The organism is Microbacterium sp. ER1, from assembly GCF_023383675.1.
Taxonomy (GTDB): Bacteria; Actinomycetota; Actinomycetes; order Actinomycetales; family Microbacteriaceae; genus Microbacterium.
In genome coordinates this window covers 64,204-81,763 of the sequence record NZ_QCXO01000131.1, presented here as the reverse complement: position 1 = coordinate 81,763, position 17,560 = coordinate 64,204, and the positions used below count along the sequence as shown (strand labels likewise).

The window sequence follows — 17,560 nt, the reverse complement described above, 5'->3', positions numbered from 1 at the left end:
AATTTCGTGATTTCAGCGCTCAAACGAGCGATGTGCCCAAGGGCCTGGAACACGAGCGCGCACTGATAGCGGCGGTGGCCAGGGCGCACTATCTGGAGGATCGATCCCGGGTCGAGATCTCCGATGCCCTCGGTATCTCCCGCTTCAAGGTGGCCCGGCTGCTCGCTCGCGCCAAGGAGGAGGGCGTGGTCACGATCGAGATCCACGACTGGGGCCTGCCGGACGTCGAGCTCAGTCAGCGCCTGCAGGACAAGCTCGGCCTCGAGAACTGCCTCGTCGTCCGTTCCCATGGCGACGACGACGACGTCCGCCGCCAGATCGGCGCTGCCGCGGCTCGCGCTCTCAGCGACACCCTCCATGAGGACGAGGTGCTGGGCGTCACCTGGGGGCGCACGCTCACGGCCACCGCGAGCCAGTTCGCCCATCTGCCGCGCCTGTCGATCGTGCAGCTCACCGGCGTGGTCGCCGGCGATCTCGCCTCCTCCCCCATCGAGGTTGTCCGACAGACCTCGCGGCGCGCGGGCGGCGCGGTCTACCCGATCTTCTCGCCGCTCATCGTCGGGGATCGCGAGACCGCGGCGAGCCTGCGCAATCACCCCGACATCCGCTCCGCGATGGACCTGTTCCCCTCCGTCACGACAGCCCTGCTCTCGGTCGGCGCGTGGGACCCGCCCGTGTCGCAGGTGCGGGACGTGCTCCCCATCGACGATCTGGCGAATGCCCTGAAGAAGGGATGCGTGGCCGATATCGCAGGGATCCTCATCGGCAGCGACGGCACCCCGGTCGACGAGGAGTTCCAGGACCGCTGCGTGAACATCTCCTACGCCGAGCTGCAGAAGGTGCCCCGCGTCGTCGCGGTGGCGGGCGGCGCCGCCAAAGCCGACGCGATCCGCACGGTCTCCCGGGTAGGCCTCATCACCGAGCTGTTCACCGATCACGCGCTCGCCCAGGCCGTGCTCGCGGAGGAGGCGTGATCCAGGTCGCCGGGTCGCTGTGGTCGGTGCCCGCGACCGAACGACGGGCGACCGCCGAGCGGCTGCGGGCGGCCGGACTGCGCCGCCTGCACTGGGACACGACCGACGGACGGTTCGCCGCGGCAGGCGGCTTTCGCCCCGAGGAGGCGGCGACCCTCGCCGCTGAGACCGGTCTGACGGCGGAGGCACACGTCATGGCGCGGCGTTCGGCGGTGGAGGTCGATCCGTGGACCGATTTCTGCGACCTCGTGATCGTGCACGTCGAGAGCGACGACTGGGAGGCCGCCGTCGATCGCATCGCGCGGCGCGGCGGCACGCCCGGCCTGGCAGTGTCACCGCAGACGCCGGCGACGAGCGTGCCGGCGGACATGGCGGTGCTCTGCATGTCGATCGTGCCGGGTCAGGCCGGCAGTGCCTTCGACCGCGCCGTCCTCGCCAAGGTCACCGCCCTGCGGGAATCCTCGCCGTCGCGTCGCATCGGCGTCGACGGCGGCGTGCGCCGGGCTGACGCCGCAGCCCTCGCCGCGGCGGGGGCGGACTGGGTCGTCGTCGGCACCGATCTCGTCGGCGACCGGACCGCGGCCTGGGCCGACATCCTCGCCTGATCGCGGTCAGGCGGCCGGAGGCAGATCCCGCCCCAGCGCCCGCGCCGCCTGACGGGCCATGCCCCACGCCACGTACTCGCCGGGCGGCGGCGCGTCGATCGGGATGTCGAGGATCAGCGGCGCGATCGCCCGCACCGCCGCCGACCGCGCACCGCCGCCGATGAGTATCCCGCGTTCAGCCGGCACCCGGAGGTCCCGGATGGCGTCGAGGCCGTAGCGCAGACCGCCGAGCACCCCTTCGAACGCCGCGCGGGCAAGGTTCTCCCGCGTCGTCGACCCGAGTGTCATGCCGAAGAGCGTCCCGGTCGCATCCGGGAGGTTCGGCGTGCGCTCTCCCTCAAAGTACGGTTCGAGCATCAGTCCGCCCGCGCCGGGCTCCGCGGCGAGGGCGAGTCGGCCGAGCCCATCGTGGTCGACGCCGAGAAGGGCCGCGACCACGTCGAGCACCCGGGCGGCGTTCACCGTGGCGACGAGGGGCAGATGGCCGCCGGCCGCATCCGCGAAGCCCGCCACAGTTCCGGTGGGATCGACCGTGCGGTGCGCACTCGTGGCGAAGACGGTGCCGCTCGTGCCGAGCGAGAGCACCACGTCGCCGACGCCCGCGCCCAGACCGAGCGCCGCGCCGGCGTTGTCCCCGGACCCGGAACCGACCGGGCGCCCCCGGGCGTCGTCGACGGCTGCGTCGTGCGCGAGCACCCGCGGCAGGATCGCATCCTGTCCGAGCGCCGCGCAGAACAGTTCGCGGTCGTACCCGGCATCGGTCCAGTACCCGGTGCCGGACGCCTCCGAGCGATCGGTGACGAGCTCTTCCAGCACGGCGCCGCGCTCGCTCTCCGGTCCGAAGCCGCGCAGGCGCCACGTGAGCCAGTCGTGCGGGAGCGCCACCGAGGCCACCCGGCGCGCGTTCGCGGGCTCGTGCTCCCGCAGCCAGCGCACCTTGGTGAGCGTGAAGGAGGGCACGGGCACGAGTCCCGTACGCGCGGCGAGAACCGCGGCACCGTGCTCGGCGATGAGCGCGGCGGCGGCGTCGGCCGAGCGCAAGTCATTCCACAGCAGAGCAGGCCGGACGACCCGGCCCTGTGCGTCCAGCGCGACCATTCCGTGCTGCTGACCGCTGATCGCCCAGGCCTCCACGTCGTCGAAGCCGCCTGCGACTGCGATCGCCGCCTGCAGAGCACGCCACCACTCCTCGGGATCGACCTCGGTCCCCGGCGGGTGGGGAGCGCGACCCTCCCGGATCACCCGGCCGGAGACCGCATCGACGATGACGACCTTGCAGGACTGCGTCGAGGAGTCGATTCCCGCCACGAGTTCCATGGTGCGATCATCCCATGCCCGACCTCACCGCCCGTCGCGACGGCCGCGACCCGGGTCCCGCTGCGGACCGGCTTACAGCCAGCCCTTGCGCTTGAAGGCCGCGTACAGCCCGACCCCCATCGCGACCATGAGCAGCACCGCCATCGGGTACCCGAACACCCAGTGCAGCTCGGGCATGTGGTCGAAGTTCATGCCGTAGACCGTGCCGACGAGCGTCGGGGCGAAGAGGATCGCGGCCCAGCCGGAGATCTTCTTCACCTCGTCGTTCTGGCGGATGCTCAGCTCCGTCATCCGGCGCATCTCGTCGTTCTGGCGCCGCGCGACGATGGTCGACTCGACCGTGAGGGCGTTGTCGAGCACGGAGCGGAAGGTGGCCGCCTTGTCGCTCACGCGCAGGGTGTGGTCGAGCACGTCGCGCAGGTACCGTTGGAGCTCCTCGCTCACGCGGTACTTCTCGGAGCCGCGCAGCAGCGCCTCCAGCATGCCGGCCAGCGGCTGGGTCGCCCGCTGGAAGTCGATCACCTCGCGGCCGAGGTCGTAGATCCGCTGGGTCGCGTCGGCGTCCTCCTCGAAGAGCTGACCCTCGATCTCGTCGATGTCGTTCTCGAGACCGGCCAGGACCGGGGAGTACTCGTCGACCACCTCGTCGAGGATCGCGTAGAGCACCGCCTCGGGACCGTGGGCGAGCAGCGCCGGGTCGGCCTCGAGCCGCCGCCGCACGCGGCCGAGGTCGGGCGACTCCGCATGACGGATCGTCACGACGAAGTCCGGCCCGACCAGCACGTGCACCTCGCCGAACTCGACCTCCTCGCGCTCGTCGAGGTAGCGCGCGGGCCGCAGCACCATGAACAGCACGTCGCCGTACCGCTCCAGCTTGGCGCGCTGATGGCCGGACAGGGCGTCCTCGACCACGAGCTCGTGGATGCCGAACTCGTCGGCGACGGCCCGGACCTCCTCCGCGCTCGGGCGGTAGAGGCCGATCCACCCCATCCCCCGCCGTTCACGGATCCGCTCGAACGTCTCGTTCAAGCTGCGCGGGTTCTCGGCGCGCACTCCGTCCACGTAGATCGCGTTGTCGACGATCGCCATCCGGACCTCGCTCGCTCGGGCCGGGATCACTCCGCCGGCGGAATGCAGGGAAGAGCCGCCTCCGCCGTCGCCGCGTGGTACTGCTCCGCGGTGAAGGGGAGACCGAACTCGGGTGCCGTCTCCCCGGACGCGGCCGGCGCCTTGGAGGCGATCGCCGCGAGCTCCCACGAGAGCTGCTGAGCGAACACCGCTCCGGCGGTGGAGTCGTTCAGCACGACCGCGACCGTGAACCCCGTGGTCGGATCGGAGTAGGCCGCGGTCGCGTACCCGGGCGTCCACCCGTGCTGACCGATCATCGACCCGGCGATGTACGCTCCCCCGGTCGCCTGGTACCAGGTCGGCGCGTCCTCGGCCACGGGCAGCGGAGTGGCGAACCGGTCGGGATCGTCCTTCGTGCGCAGGGCCTGCGTGGCCTCGGCCTGGATGTAGCGACCGAGATCGGTGATGGTCGACACGGCCCCGGAGTCGGTGAAGCCGGTGCTCGACGACAGCGTGGTGATGTCGACGGGGGCGGCGCAGTCGTACCCGCCCTCGCCCTTGTTCATGTAGTGCCCCTCGAGCACGGGGCCGTCCGAGGGCGGCGCGGCGGCCGCGGGCGGAAGCGACGTCTCGGCCAGCTCGAGCGGCTCGGTGACGTACTCCGCGATGAGCTCACGCGCGCTCATCCCGGACGCGCGCTCGAGGGCGAGCCCGAGCAGGAGGTACCCGGCGTCGGAGTCGCGGAACGTCGTGTGCGGAGCCACGCGGGTGCGACCGAGGCCGTACCCGGCGAGCTCGAGCGGCGCCCACACACGGTCGGGGGTGTTCTTCCACGCCGCCTTGACCGTCTTCTCCGAGGAGCCGGCTCCACTGGTCCCGTTGCAGAGGTCGAGCAGGGTGATGTCGTCCATGTCGGCGACGCCGGAGACGTACTCCGGCACCTTCGCGTCCAGCTCGACCGTGCCCTCGTCGGCGAGCGCGTAGAGCACGTCGCAGGTCATCAGGCGGGTCACGTCGGCGATGCGGAACGACATGTCGGTGGAGAGCTCGCCGCCGTCCGCCTTGCTCTGCGTGCCCGTGGCGGCGACCCAGGTCCCGCTCCACGGCACCCAGACGCCGACGATCGCGCCGCTTGCACCGGAGGCCGCGATCGCGTTGTCGACGGCGCCCTGGAGCGCGGCGACGGTCTCGTCGGGCAGGGTCGCGTCGACCTGCTCGGGCGGTGTATAGCTGAAGGTCTCCTCAGAGGAGCATCCGGTGAGGACGAGACCGAGGACGGCCGCCGTGGCCGCTGCGGCGCGCCACCGGCGCGACGAGAGAAGCTGCATGTGTGGGAACCCCCGAAGACGTGTCTCCTGAGTCTAGAGCGCGGATGCTGAAAGTCGGCCCCGCGAGCCGTCGTAGGGTGTCCCTGTGCCCCATGACTTCACTGCCGACGTGATCGCCGCCGTCCTCCGCCACATGAACGACGACCACACCGACGACAACCTGCTCATAGCCCGCGCCTTCTCCGCACCGCCCGTGGACGACGTCGACGGCGCCGTGATGACGGGCTTCGACGGGGAGGCCGGAGTGTGGGAGGTCTCGCGTGGCGGCGCGGCGTCGGAGCTCCGGGTGCCGTGGCCGGGCGGTCCCATCACCGAGCGCCGGGAGGTCCGCCGGGAGATCGTGGCGCTGTACGACGACGCCTGCGCCCGCCTCGGCGTGGAGCCCCGACCTCACGACTGACCGCCGGCGGCGCCCCGGGCTTCCCTCCAAGGTTAGGCTGCCCTTACACTGAAGCCATGCCCGAGATCCTCTCCTTCTCCGCCGCCCTCCGGGAGCGCTCCTCCGGTTCGCATTCCCGCAGCGAGACGGCGGGCTTCATGTCCGATCTCCTCAAGGGCGAGGGGTCGCGCGAGGACTACATCGCGCTCGTCGCGCAGCACTACTTCATCTACGACGCGCTCGAGGGCGCCGGCGAGCGGATGCGCCAGGACCCGGTGGCGTCGGTGTTCCTGAGCGACAAGCTCACGCGCCTCCCCGCGCTCGAGGCCGACCTCGCCTTCCTCCTCGGGCCCGAGTGGCGCGAGCGGATCGCCCCGCTGCCCACCACGGAGCGCTACGTCGAGCGCATCCGTCAGGTCGGCGCGACGTGGGCGGGCGGTTTCGTCGCCCACCACTACACCCGCTACCTCGGCGACCTCTCCGGCGGCATCTTCATCGGCCGGGTGATGGCGCGGCGCTTCGGCTTCGAGACGAACGGCATCGGCTTCTACCTCTTCGACGACATCGCCGACCCCTCCGCCTTCAAGGACGTGTATCGCGAGCAGCTCGACGCCGCTCCGTGGGACGAGGCCGAGCGCGAGCGCGTCATCGACGAGGTGCTCCTCGCGTACCGCTTCAACACCGAGCTGTTCGAAGACCTCGACCGCGCCCGCGCCGCCGCCTGACCCGGCGGTCGCCGTCAGGTCCGCGGCAGCTCGGGCGTCGAGGCGGCGAGCCACGCATCGCGCATGAACCGCCGCACGTCCTCGTCCACGCGGATGTCGCTCGGCCGCAGGGGTCGGGAGAGGTAGAGGCCGTCCAGCGACGTGAGACGGCTGAGGGCGACGTAGGTCTGCCCCGGCGCGAACGCCCCGGAGCCCAGGTCGATCACGGCCCGGTCGTAGGTCTTGCCCTGCGACTTGTGGATCGTCACGGCCCAGGCCAGGCGCAACGGGAACTGGGTGAACTCGGCCACGACGTCCCGGGAGAGCTTCTTCGTGTTCGGGTCGTAGGCGTACCGGAACCGCTCCCAGACGGCCGGCTCGACGTCGACCTCCTCGCCGTCGATCTCCACGCGCACGGTCCCGCCGAGGATGCGGGTCACCGTCCCGATGGTGCCGTTGACCCAGCGCGGCGGCTCTCCGGTCATCGCGGTGTCGTTGCGCAGGAACATCACCTGCGCCCCCACCTTGAGCTTGAGCTCGGACTCGGCGGGGAGGGAGGCCTCTCCGCGTCCGAAGTCGCCGCTGACCTCCGCCCGCGCGGTCTGCTCCTTGCCGGGGAGCGCGGCCAGATGCCGGCTGTTGATGCTGTTCACGATGTCGTTGCGGGTGGCGAGGGTGATCATCGGCACCTCGCCCGGCTCGGGGTCCGGAGGGATGCGCGCGCCCTGGGCGTTGAGGATCCCGGCGATCTCCGCCGTCACCCGGCCGTAGCGGACCGCGTTGAGCATGGACTTGAAGCCGTCGTCCGACTGGCGGTGGATCTGCACGAGCTCCCGCACGTGCAGCTCGGCCCGGGTGTCCACCTCGAACAGCGCCCCCTGGCCCCCCTGGGTCCCCGAGCCTGTCGAAGGGCCTGTCGAAGGGCCCGCCCACACCTTCGCGTCGAAGAACCAGAAAGAGCGGTAGTGATCCTTCACGTACCGGGCCTCGTCCCCGCGCGGGGGGACGGGGGCGAGCTGGTACGGGTCGCCGAACATGACGATCTGCACGCCGCCGAAGGGCTCGCCCCGTCGGCCCCTGGCCTGCCGGAGGGAGCGGTCGATCGCGTCCATGAGGTCGGCGTTGACCATGGAGATCTCGTCGATGACGAGGGTCTCGATCGCGTTGAGGATGCGGCGGGTCGCATCGTTCTGGTCGATGTCCCCGTCCCCGATCAGCCCGATCGGCAGCCGGAAGAGAGAGTGGATCGTCTGCCCCTCGACGTTCAGGGCCGCGACGCCGGTGGGGGCGCAGATCGCGATCTGCTTCTTCGTGTTCCAGGCGAAATGCTGCAGCAGCGTGGACTTGCCGGTGCCCGCGCGTCCCGTGATGAAGACGTGCTCCCTGGTGTCCTCGATGAGCCGGAACAACTCCTGCTGCTCCTCGGACAGGGCGGGAAGGGACACGGTTCTCACAGGGCTGGCGGGTCGGACACGGGACGCTCCCCCATGGTACGTGCCCCGTCCGGTGGGGGCTCGCCGACGCTCGGCGTCCCCTCAGGACGCCCTCCTAGACTGACCGGCATGGAGCGGGCCGGGACGCGCGCGCCCCGGCGGTCGCGCCTGGGCGCCGATCTGGCGATCCTCGGGCTCATCGGCGTCCTCCTGCTGGCCGCGATCGGCGCCGGGGGTGCGACCCTCTACCGGCAGTTCTACGGTCCGTCGGCCTTCGTGGTCCGCTATCTCGATCTGCTCGCCGAGGGGCGCGCGGCCGACGCCCTCCGGGTCCCCGGCGTCGCGATCGATCGGGAGACCCTCGACGAGGCCGGGATCGACCCCGCCGCATCCGAGGCGATGCTGCGCCGCTCCGCCCTCGGCCCGCTCACCGACATCGAGGTCGAGTCGGAAGAGACCTCCGGCGACGACACCGCGGTCACGGTCAGCTACCGGGCGGGCGGCCATTCCGGGACGACCACCTTCCACGTCACGCAGGACGGCTGGGCGGGGGTCACCCCGAACTGGCGCTTCACGACGAGCCCCCTGGCGGTGGTCGAGCTCACGGTGCGCGGCTCCGACAGCTTCGCCGTGAACGGCTTCGAGGTCGACCGTCGCCAGGTCTCCGCCGCCGGCGCCGCCGCCGCTCCGCTCGAGCCGCTGCCCCTGCTGGTCTTCACCCCCGGTGTCTACTCCGTCACCGTGGACACCGCGATCTCGGAGTCGTCCGGCCACGGCGTCCTCGCCGACAAGCCGCTCGCCGTGACCCCGTTGGACGTGCAGTCGGAGCCGACGGAGGAGTTCGTCGAGGTCGTCCAGGAGCGCGTCGAGGAGTTCCTCACCGGCTGCACCACGCAGGAGGTGCTCCAGCCCACGGCCTGCCCGTTCGGGCTCCGCGTCGAGAACCGGATCGCGTCGCCCCCGAAGTGGTCGATCGCCCAGCAGCCCGAGATCATGGTCGCGCCCTCCGACGACGGCCACTGGCAGATCCCGCCCACGACCGCCGTGGCGCACGTCGAGGTCGAGATCCAGTCGCTGTTCGACGGCTCCGTCGAGCCGGTCTCCGAAGACGTGCCGTTCCGCGTGAACGGATCGATCGCGATCCTCCCCGACGGCTCCGCCTCGATCCGCGTCGGATCGCCGGACGACCTCGGGCAGTGAGGCCGTCGCGTCAGCGGCGCTGACGCTCCGCGGCGCGCTGGTCGCGGGCCGCGAGGTCGGCCAGCCGGGCGTTGTACTCCTCCAGCTCGGCGTCGCCCGTGCGGTCGGCATGCCGATCGCGACGGCGCTGGAGCTTGGTGTCGCTCCGGCTCCACTGGATCGCGACCGTGATGGCGAGGATGAGCGTGGGGATCTCCCCGATCGACCACGCGATGCCGCCGCCCACGTACTGGTCGGTCATCGGGTCGGCGCCCCAGTCGCGGCCCATCGCGCCGAACCAGTCCGCGACCATCAGCCCTTCCTGCATCATGATCGCCATGCCGAAGAACGCGTGCATCGCCATCACCGCGATGAGGGTGATGAGCCGGCCGGGGTACGGCAGGCGGTACGGCACGGGGTCGGCGCCGATCAGGCTCATCACGAACAGGTAGCCCGAGATCAGGAAGTGGATGACCATCCACTCGTGCCCGAGGTGCTCGTACATCGACCAGCGCACGAGGTCGGTGAAGTAGAACGCCCAGAGCGACAGGATGAAGATCGCCGCCGCCACGATGGGGTGCGTGACGACCCGCGCGAACGGCGAGTGCACGGCCCACATGATCCACTCCCTGCCGCCGCGCGTGCCGTCGTCGCGCTTGTGGATGGCGCGCAGGGCGAGGGTGATCGGCGCCCCGGAGACCAGCAGCAGCGGGATCGCCATCGAGAGCATCATGTGCCCGAGCATGTGCACGCTGAAGAGGTACTCCTGGTAGGCGTTGATGGGGCCACCCGTGACCCACACCAGCAGCAGCAGGCCGAGCACCCAGAAGACGGTGCGGTGGATCGGCCAGCGGTCGCCGCGGAGCCGGAGCCGGCGCACGCCCGCGAGATAGAGGAAGAGTCCGAAACCCGCCGCGACGAGCCACAGCACGTCGACGTCCCACGCCGTGAACCAGCGCTCCAGGGTGAGCTCGGGCGGCAGCAGCGATCCGGTGAGGATCTGCGCCGGGGTCTGCGCGAACGCCGCGACCTCGCCGGTGGGCGGGGGCGTGCGCGCGAGCGCGGCCGCGGCGCCGGAGGCGAGTCCCATCAGCGCCACCTCACCGAGGACGAGCGCCCAGAACCACCGGGACGCGCGGTCCCCGCTCAGCTTCGGGATCAGACGCGTGCGGTACCAGGCGCCGAGCAGCCCCATCCCGACGAGCAGAGCGGCCTTGACGACGACGATGAGTCCGTAGGGGGTGGTCCACACGGCCTCCCAGCTTCCGACGGCGACGATGGAGCGGGTGAAGCCGGAGACGGCGACGACCGCGAAGGCCGCGATCGCGAGGGAGGAGTACCGGCCGACGAGCGTGCTCAGATCGAGACCCTGCTGCCCGCGGAGGAGCACGAGGAGGAGCAGTCCGCCCAGCCACACGGCCGCGCCGATCGTGTGCAGGAGGATGGAGTTGACGGCCATGTTGTGTCCGTCGAGGTCGCCGGCGTGTCCCTGCGTGGCGAGCGGCAGGAACGACACCGCGGCCAGCAGGGCGGTGAGCAGCGTGGGCGTCCAGGTGCGCCAGGCGAACGCGAGCACCGTGATGACCGCACCGAGGATGGTCGTGATCAACCACGACTGCCCCAGCGGGAGCTCCAGCAGGAAGCGCCCGAGCTGCGAGCCGAACTCGCGCTCGATGCTGAGCTGCGGGTTGAAGGCCGCCATGAAGGAGAAGAAGCCGGCGAGACCCGCGGAGACGGTGAAGACGGCGGCGCCGACCGAGGCGATGTTCAGGGCCGTGTCGAACGTGCGCTCTCCCGCTCGCAGTCCGAACAGGGCCAGCACGAGCGATCCGAGCATGAGCGCACCGGCGAGGTTCATGACGAGCTTCGCGAGCGGTGTGCCCCACAGCACCACGGGTCCGGGGTCCTGCAGCAGCGGCGGGTTCGCCCCTCCCCCGACGAGCAGCGCCCAGACGAGGGCGACGCCGGCGGCGGCGAGGAGGATGACGATGCCGGCGAGACGGTACGCCGACGTCGAGCGCGGCGTCTCGGTGCGGGAACTCACCCCTCCAGCCTAGGCGCGCCCAGCAGGGAGGATGCACGAAGGCCGCCCCCGGAGCGGGGGCGGCCTTCGAAAGGGTGCGGTCTTACTTGACGGCAGCCTTGAGCTTGGAACCGGCGGTCACCTTGACGCGCTTGCCGGCCGGGATCTTGATCTCGGCGCCGGTCTGCGGGTTGCGACCCGTGCGGGCGGCCGTGTCGACCTGCTCGAACGAGATCCAGCCCGGGATGGAGACCTTGCTGCCCTTGGCGACAGCGTCGGAGACCGTGGCGAACAGCGAGTCGAGGACACCGGAGACGGTGGCCTGGCTCTGGCCGGTGGCGGAAGCGATGCTCGCGACGAGCTCGGTCTTGGTGATGGACTTGTCAGCCATGTCATCCTCCAGCGACGAAGGACCGTCGCATCGTGTGTGGGTGCGAGGAGCGGGTGCTCCCCGTTGGTCGTGTGACCGCCTCGAATGTACCAACGGCCACCCGGATTTCCGCGTCATTTCGCGGGTTTCGACCGATTTCCCGGCGTGTCGCGTCACATTGGCCACTCGCGTCACAGGTTTTCGGTCGCCCTCTCGCCGGTTCAGGCCCCCGCGCGACAACAGGCGCTCCCCCGCGTACGCGCCTGATCCCGCGCGATCGCCTGCGCCGCCGGGCATGCAAAAAGGGCGAGGATCCGAGATCCTCGCCCTTCTTCGCTGGTGCTTACCAGCTCGACTTGGTCACGCCGGGCAGCTCGCCACGGTGCGCCATGTCACGGAAGCGGACACGCGAGATGCCGAACTTCGTGAGGACACCACGGGGGCGGCCGTCGATGACGTCGCGCGAACGCACGCGAGCCGGCGACGCGTTGCGCGGCAGCTTCTGCAGGCCGACGCGGGCGGCCTCGCGGGCCTCGTCGGTGGCGTTCGGGTCGACCAGGGTCTTCTTCAGCTCGGCACGACGCTCGGCGTAGCGCTCGACGATGACCTTGCGCTGCTCGTTGCGCGCGATCTTGCTCTTCTTAGCCATGGATCAACGCTCCTCTCGGAATTCGACGTGCTGACGGATGACCGGGTCGTACTTCTTGAGAACGAGGCGGTCGGGGGTGTTGCGGCGGTTCTTCTTGGTCACGTACGTGTAACCCGTACCCGCCGTCGAACGCAGCTTGATGATCGGACGGACGTCCTGAGCCTTCTTGGCCATTAGAGCTTCACACCCTTCGCCTGGAGGTCCTTGACGACGTTCTCGATGCCGCGCGCGTCGATCACCTTGATGCCCTTGGCGGACACGTTGAGCGTGATCTTACGACCGAGCGAGGGCACGAAATAGGTCTTCTTCTGCACGTTCGGGTCGAAGCGACGCTTCGTCCGGCGGTGCGAGTGCGAGACGTTGTGACCGAAGCCGGGAACAGCTCCGGTCACCTGGCACACTGCTGCCATGATGATGACTCCTTCATTACCGTGAGACCGGACGGCCTCACCCAAGATCCCTTGTCTGCACGCCGCCCCGCATGCCGATCTCTCGGCGGAAGAAGGGGGAGCACACGAACTGCGCACAGGAGCGTGCGCAGACGAAGAGTCAGTCTAGCACGGCCTCGGTCGGCCGTTCGAATCGCCTGAATGGCCCCATCTCAGGCCGAAAAGCCGCCATTCGCGCGATTCGAAGCGTCGGCGGCACCCCGCCCCCAGCGGAACGGGGAGACCGTGGGGTCGCCGGGGATCCAGAAGCGCCAGGGGAACGCGTCCGTCCCGGCGACACCCGCCACCCCCACCCGCGGGCCCTGGGCCACGTCGACCACGGGAAGGCCGAGCCACAGCTCCGCCCTGGCACCGTTCTGCTCGTCGCCCGTGATGGCGTCGATGCCGTCGTGCAGGGAGTGCCGCAGCCCCGCCGCCTGTCCCAGCCGCCCTGGTCCGCGCGCGAGGTCACGGAGGGCGGTGCGGCCGAGCGGCGGGACCGCTCGTCGTCGTCGGGCCGCCGCCTCCACGCCGGACACGATCTCCCCGGCACGCAGCAGGACGCCGTCGCCCTGCCCCTCGGGGCCACAGGCCACATTGACGCAGGAGTGGATGCCGTGACTCAGGTACACGTACAGATGCCCGGGCTCTCCCCACATCGTGGCGTTCCGAGCCGTGCGCCCCATGCGGGCGTGCGAACCGGGGTCGGCCACCGCCCCCGTGCCCTGCCCGTGATACGCCTCGACCTCGGTGATGCGCACGCGCACCTCGACGGGGAGGCCGTCCTCGATGACGACGGTCCGCAGCTCCGCGCCGAGCAGCGTCGGCGCGACGTCCACGGCGGAACGCATCACGTCCTCACGGGTGGCGCGGCGCAGGGCCTCCGGCTCCGTCACGTCAGAACCGCGGCGCCGTCTGGCACCAGGACGCGTCGAAGCCGGTCAGCGCCACGAGCTCATCCCCGGACTTCATGTCGATCAGGTGCGTCTCGAGCTCCTCCGGGAGGGGCAGCAGCATCCCGTCATAGGCGTTGTCGGCCATGTCGGGGGCGATCACGACGGCGGCGTACTGGCCGCTCGGCGACGCGCAGGCCTGGAGGATCGAATCGGCGGCACTCACCTCCACGAGCGGGGTGGCCGCACCGGAGTCGTCGACGCGGATCACGGCCTGGCCCACCGGGAGACCGCCCTCGTCCCGGGCGACGACGTGTCGCAGGGTCCCCCCGGGGAACGGGGTGATGGAGGTGGCGCTGCCGTAGTCCGGCTCGGAGGGGGCCAGCGGCTCCTCGGAGCCGTCCGCGAGGTCGAGCTCGACGACCGACCCGTCCAACCGCTCGACGATGGCGGTGTACGTGCCGCGGGAGATGCCCTGGATGGTCGTCGCGAGCCCGAGGGACTGCACGCCGGTGTCGGCGGACTGATCGACGAGCGAGAGCGCCCCGTCGAAGTCGATGAACAGCACGGCGGCGCTGTCGGGCACGAACTGCCACACGAAGACGCTCACCTCCTCGTCGCCGACCTCGATGATGCGGGGCTCGTCGTCGCCGCTCAGCGACTGGGTGACGAGCACGCTCGCGCGCCCCTCGGTGTCGCTGAGCTCGCGATCGGAGTAGCTGTAGCCGACGAGGTTGCCGCGCTCGGACACCTGGATCGCGCCCACGTAGCCCTCGCCGGGCAGCGGGAGTTCGCGCTGATCAGAGCCGTCCCTGTCCATCACGAGCAGCCGCGACTGGTCGTCGTCCTCGACGGCGGCCACGAGCTGCGTGGACGTGGCCCGGAAGTCGTCGATGCGCGGGTGGGAGAACACCGGCTGCGCGTTCTCCCCGCTCAGATCGGTGCGGAAGATGATGTCGTCGCCGTCGGGGTCACGCCGCAGCAGGAAGATCGACGACGGCGGGGTCTCGAAGGACGTCGTGAGGTCCGCGGCGGGGCCGCCCCCGGCTCCCGTCACCCCGGCCACGGTGACCGTGTAGGTCGTGTCGTCGTCGAGGGGCACGGTGAAACGCACGCCCACCCCGCGGCCGGCGGCATCGACCGTGAACGGCACGGAGGGCTCGACGGTGACCTGCTCGGGGTCGATGGCGGAGAGGGGCTGGTTCGCGGTGAGGATGACGCGGCTTCCGGACGATTCGATGGCCTGCGCGGCGTCGACCTGCACGTCGGTGACCCGCGGGCCCTGGAGGAGGCTCACGATTCCGAGTCCCGTGCCGACGAGTACGAGCACTCCGACGACGGCGCCGATCGTGACGAGGAACCGGCGGCGGGACCACGGGGCGCTCCGCGGCGCCTCGTCGTCGGCGGGGAGGTCGGTCGTGGGCGTCCAGCCCGGCTCCGCCGCGTCGTCCGGGGCACCGTCTGCTCGGGAGGCGGGCGTCGGGCCCGCGGGGGCGAACACCGGTTCGGGTGCCTGCGGGATCGCGGGGATGCCAGCGGCCGACGCCCCTGCCGCCTGCTCGGCGGCTTCGCGCTCCGCGGCACGCTCGGCCGCAGCATGCTCGGCCGCAGCACGCTCCGCGGCTTCACGCTCCGCGGCTTCCCGGTCGACGGCTGCCTGCTCGGCCGCGACCTCCGCCGCCATGCGCTCCACGGCCGCACGCTCCTCGGCGACCTGCTCCGCCTCGGCCTGCTCGACGGCGGCGCGCTCGGCCGCGGTCTGCTCCTCTGCGGCGCGCTCCTCCGCTTCCCGGGCGGCGCGCAGCTCGGCGCGGGTCCGCGGGACGGCGGGCGGCTCCGGCCGCTCGTCGTCAGTACTCATACGGGTCCTTCGGCTCGTCGATCGCCACCACATCGGTCGGCTCGATGTGCAGGGAACCGTCGTCGTCGGCGCGGACCTTCCCCGTGATCTCGACCCATTGTCCGGTCTTGTAGGCGTCGGCGTCGACGCTCACCGGCAAGGCGGCGGTCTGGGCGTCGATGACGCAGTGCGTGATGACGAGGCGCGTGAGGTTGACGCCGTCTCCCTCACCGGGCGTGACGAAGCCCTGCAGCGTGACGTCGGCCCCGTCGTAGGCCGCGGTGTTCGTCGCGGCGGCGAAGACGCTCGCCCAGTCACCCACGCCGAAGGTCGAGGTGTCCGCGACCCCGAGGGCGACGGTGTCGGCCCCGGCGAACAGCGCGGTCTCCTCTCCGGCGCGGGACATCGCGAGCTCCACCGAGAGCGAAGCGGGCGGGAGGACGAGCGCGGAGACGACGACCCCGGTCGCGACGACGCCGCCGGCCAGCGCACCGACGCCCGCGAGACGCCGGCGCGACAGCCCGGAGGGGCGGTCGGCTTCGTCGTCCGCGGACGCCGCCGGCTCGTCGGAGCGCGAGGCCGCGGGACCGTGGTCGTGTCCGTGGTCCTCCTCGGCCCCCAGCGGCAGCGCGCACGACCAGATCGCCCCGGCGAGCGTCACGACGGCGGCCGCGCACGCGAACCACACCGACTCCGGGCTGATGTAGAGGCTGAGACGGTCGGTCACCGCGAGGCCGAGGGTGACGACCGCGACGACGGATGCCAGGCCGATCCCCAGCCACCGGGTGGCGAGGGCGCGGGAGCGGGCGGAGAGCTCAGGCAAGGACGTTCACCCCGATCCCGATCGCGAAGGCCGATGCCAGCACGACAGCGGTGATGCCCACGAGCGTGCGGGTGGTGAAGGTCGTGCGCATCAGCGCGAGCATCTTGATGTCGACGAGCGGGCCGACCAGGAGGAACGCCACGAGCGCACCCGAGGAGAAGGTCGACGCGAACGACAGCGCGAAGAAGGCGTCGACGTTGGAGCAGATCGCCACGACGATCGCGAGCAGCATCATCGCGACGATCGACAGCACGGGGTTGGCGCCGATCGTGAGCAGGACGTCGCGCGGGATGAGCACCTGGACGGCCCCGGCGAGCGCGGAGCCGATCACGAGCGCCGGCATCACGGCCCGCAGCTCCACGAGGAACTGCGTGAGGCTGCGGCGCACGGGGGTTCCCGGTTCGTGCGTGACGCGCTCGCACGTATCGACGAAGCGCTGGGTGAGCAGCGACTCCGGCGAGGGGTGGCGGCTGTAGATCCAGCCGATCAGGTTCGCGATGAGGTAGCCGCCGACGAGGCGGGCGACGAGGATGCCGCCGTCCCACCCGAAGGCGGCGTGCGTCGTGAGGATCACGATCGGATTGACGATCGGCGCCGCGATGAGGAAGGTCAGCGCCTCCGCGGGGGCGAGGCCGCGCATCATGAGCCCGCGGGCGAACGGGACGTTGCCGCACTCGCAGACCGGGATGAGCATGCCGAGCAGGGAGAGCACCGCGCGACGGGCCCAGGCGCGGCGCGGGAGCCAGCGGTGGATGACGTCCGCCGGGAGCCAGACCTGCACGACGATCGACAGGAGCACGCCGAGCACCACGAACGGCAGCGCCTCGATGAGCACACTGAGGGCGAGCGTCAGACCGTCCTGCGCTCGGGTGGGCAGCGAGGCGGGGAAGAGGGTGGGGAGGAAGGCGTCGATGAGGAACAGCGCCGCGACGATCACGGCACCGATTCCGACGGCAATCCACGTCGAGCGCGGTGAGGGCGCTCGACGGTGCGTGTGGCCCGGACGGGTGGCCGTTCGTGCCGGGGCGGTCACGCTGTCGCAGCCCTCTCGGCGTCGCGCTTGTTGGCGCAGGGGGTGCAGAGCCCGAAGATGTCGACGACGTGGGCGGCCTCGGTGAAGCCGTGCAGGGCGGCGGTGCGATGCGCCCACTGCTCCACGTCCTTCGCCTCGATCTCGACCGTGAGGCCGCAGGATCGGCAGATGAGGTGGTGGTGGTGGCCCTGGGTGGTGCACGCCCGGTAGAGCGCCTCTCCCTCGGGGCTCTGCAGCGAGTCGGCGTCGCCGGCGGCCGCGAGCCCGGCGAGAGCGCGGTAGACGGTGGCCAGGCCGATCCCGGTGTTGTCGTCGCGGAGCGTCGCGTGGAGGCTCTGCGCGCTCACGAAACCGCGCGCGTCGGCGAGCGCTTCGCGCACACGTTCGCGCTGCCAGGTGTTCCGCTGAGCCATGCCATCGATTCTAGGCCGGGACGGTTGGCGAGGGCTGGGAGCGGCCTTCCCCGCTTCGAATCGCCCGATTGGCGGCATCTCCGGCCGAAATGGAGCCAGGT

The 17,560-nt window shown here is 71.1% G+C and carries 19 protein-coding genes; 5 read left to right on the top strand and 14 right to left on the bottom strand.

Annotated elements, in window-relative coordinates:
- Positions 1–32 precede the first annotated feature (32 nt).
- Positions 33–974, top strand: a complete 942-nt coding sequence (locus BV453_RS07025; RefSeq protein ID WP_249521211.1) for a sugar-binding transcriptional regulator — start codon at positions 33–35, stop codon at positions 972–974.
- Entirely contained in the window at positions 971–1,579 is a 609-nt protein-coding gene (locus BV453_RS07020; protein WP_249521210.1) for a hypothetical protein, read from the top strand. The genes BV453_RS07025 and BV453_RS07020 overlap by 4 nt, the downstream gene beginning before the upstream one ends.
- Positions 1,580–1,585: 6 nt before the next feature.
- On the opposite strand, the gene BV453_RS07015 is transcribed toward BV453_RS07020, so the two are convergent.
- The 3 genes from BV453_RS07015 to BV453_RS07005 all read right to left on the bottom strand — a co-directional run bounded on the left by BV453_RS07015 (position 1,586) and on the right by BV453_RS07005 (position 5,292).
- Complete coding sequence (locus tag BV453_RS07015; RefSeq protein WP_249521209.1) at positions 1,586–2,896, bottom strand: xylulokinase; 1,311 nt, start codon at positions 2,894–2,896, stop codon at positions 1,586–1,588.
- 72 nt (positions 2,897–2,968) lie between these two features.
- Positions 2,969–3,985, bottom strand: coding sequence for a magnesium/cobalt transporter CorA (gene corA, locus BV453_RS07010; protein ID WP_025102722.1), 1,017 nt, complete (start codon positions 3,983–3,985; stop codon positions 2,969–2,971).
- Positions 3,986–4,011: 26 nt separating this feature from the next.
- Positions 4,012–5,292 carry a serine hydrolase gene (locus BV453_RS07005; RefSeq protein ID WP_025102723.1) on the bottom strand — a complete coding sequence of 427 codons (1,281 nt, stop codon included), beginning with the start codon at positions 5,290–5,292 and terminating at the stop codon, positions 4,012–4,014.
- An 85-nt stretch (positions 5,293–5,377) separates the two neighbouring features.
- Here BV453_RS07005 and BV453_RS07000 point away from each other — a divergent pair, with 85 nt between their 5' ends.
- Positions 5,378–5,692 carry a DUF2470 domain-containing protein gene (locus tag BV453_RS07000; RefSeq protein WP_249521208.1) on the top strand — a complete coding sequence of 105 codons (315 nt, stop codon included), beginning with the start codon at positions 5,378–5,380 and terminating at the stop codon, positions 5,690–5,692.
- A 56-nt stretch (positions 5,693–5,748) separates the two neighbouring features.
- Positions 5,749–6,396: a heme oxygenase (biliverdin-producing) gene (locus tag BV453_RS06995; protein ID WP_249521207.1), complete on the top strand. Its 648-nt coding sequence runs from the start codon at positions 5,749–5,751 to the stop codon at positions 6,394–6,396.
- 14 nt (positions 6,397–6,410) lie between these two features.
- On the opposite strand, the gene BV453_RS06990 is transcribed toward BV453_RS06995, so the two are convergent.
- Positions 6,411–7,820 (bottom strand): ATP-dependent RecD-like DNA helicase, encoded by a 1,410-nt coding sequence (locus tag BV453_RS06990; RefSeq protein WP_249521206.1) that lies wholly within the window; start codon positions 7,818–7,820, stop codon positions 6,411–6,413.
- 117 nt (positions 7,821–7,937) lie between these two features.
- Here BV453_RS06990 and BV453_RS06985 point away from each other — a divergent pair, with 117 nt between their 5' ends.
- On the top strand, positions 7,938–9,008 hold the full coding sequence (locus BV453_RS06985; RefSeq protein ID WP_025102727.1) for a hypothetical protein: 1,071 nt from the start codon (positions 7,938–7,940) through the stop codon (positions 9,006–9,008).
- A gap of 10 nt (positions 9,009–9,018) precedes the next feature.
- Here the strand turns inward: BV453_RS06985 and BV453_RS06980 are convergent, their stop codons facing one another.
- The 10 genes from BV453_RS06980 to BV453_RS06935 all read right to left on the bottom strand — a co-directional run bounded on the left by BV453_RS06980 (position 9,019) and on the right by BV453_RS06935 (position 17,459).
- Positions 9,019–11,031 carry a cytochrome c oxidase assembly protein gene (locus BV453_RS06980; protein WP_249521205.1) on the bottom strand — a complete coding sequence of 671 codons (2,013 nt, stop codon included), beginning with the start codon at positions 11,029–11,031 and terminating at the stop codon, positions 9,019–9,021.
- Positions 11,032–11,113: 82 nt separating this feature from the next.
- Positions 11,114–11,401 (bottom strand): HU family DNA-binding protein, encoded by a 288-nt coding sequence (locus BV453_RS06975; protein ID WP_017203554.1) that lies wholly within the window; start codon positions 11,399–11,401, stop codon positions 11,114–11,116.
- A gap of 322 nt (positions 11,402–11,723) precedes the next feature.
- Positions 11,724–12,029 (bottom strand): 30S ribosomal protein S14, encoded by a 306-nt coding sequence (rpsN, locus tag BV453_RS06970; RefSeq protein ID WP_017829734.1) that lies wholly within the window; start codon positions 12,027–12,029, stop codon positions 11,724–11,726.
- A gap of 3 nt (positions 12,030–12,032) precedes the next feature.
- On the bottom strand, positions 12,033–12,203 hold the full coding sequence (gene rpmG / locus BV453_RS06965; protein WP_017203558.1) for a 50S ribosomal protein L33: 171 nt from the start codon (positions 12,201–12,203) through the stop codon (positions 12,033–12,035).
- Positions 12,203–12,439: a 50S ribosomal protein L28 gene (rpmB, locus tag BV453_RS06960; protein ID WP_025102729.1), complete on the bottom strand. Its 237-nt coding sequence runs from the start codon at positions 12,437–12,439 to the stop codon at positions 12,203–12,205. Before rpmB ends, rpmG begins: the two co-directional genes overlap by 1 nt.
- Before the next feature lie 191 nt (positions 12,440–12,630).
- Positions 12,631–13,353: a DNA-3-methyladenine glycosylase gene (locus BV453_RS06955; RefSeq protein WP_308195697.1), complete on the bottom strand. Its 723-nt coding sequence runs from the start codon at positions 13,351–13,353 to the stop codon at positions 12,631–12,633.
- A gap of 1 nt (position 13,354) precedes the next feature.
- A complete protein-coding gene (locus tag BV453_RS06950) occupies positions 13,355–15,211 on the bottom strand; it encodes a hypothetical protein (RefSeq protein WP_249521204.1) in 1,857 nt (618 codons plus the stop codon).
- Positions 15,201–16,013 (bottom strand): TIGR03943 family protein, encoded by an 813-nt coding sequence (locus BV453_RS06945; protein WP_249521203.1) that lies wholly within the window; start codon positions 16,011–16,013, stop codon positions 15,201–15,203. The genes BV453_RS06950 and BV453_RS06945 overlap by 11 nt, the downstream gene beginning before the upstream one ends.
- Positions 16,006–17,046 carry a permease gene (locus BV453_RS06940; protein WP_060923446.1) on the bottom strand — a complete coding sequence of 347 codons (1,041 nt, stop codon included), beginning with the start codon at positions 17,044–17,046 and terminating at the stop codon, positions 16,006–16,008. Before BV453_RS06940 ends, BV453_RS06945 begins: the two co-directional genes overlap by 8 nt.
- Positions 17,043–17,459 carry a Fur family transcriptional regulator gene (locus BV453_RS06935; RefSeq protein WP_025102734.1) on the bottom strand — a complete coding sequence of 139 codons (417 nt, stop codon included), beginning with the start codon at positions 17,457–17,459 and terminating at the stop codon, positions 17,043–17,045. Before BV453_RS06935 ends, BV453_RS06940 begins: the two co-directional genes overlap by 4 nt.
- Positions 17,460–17,560 lie beyond the last annotated feature (101 nt).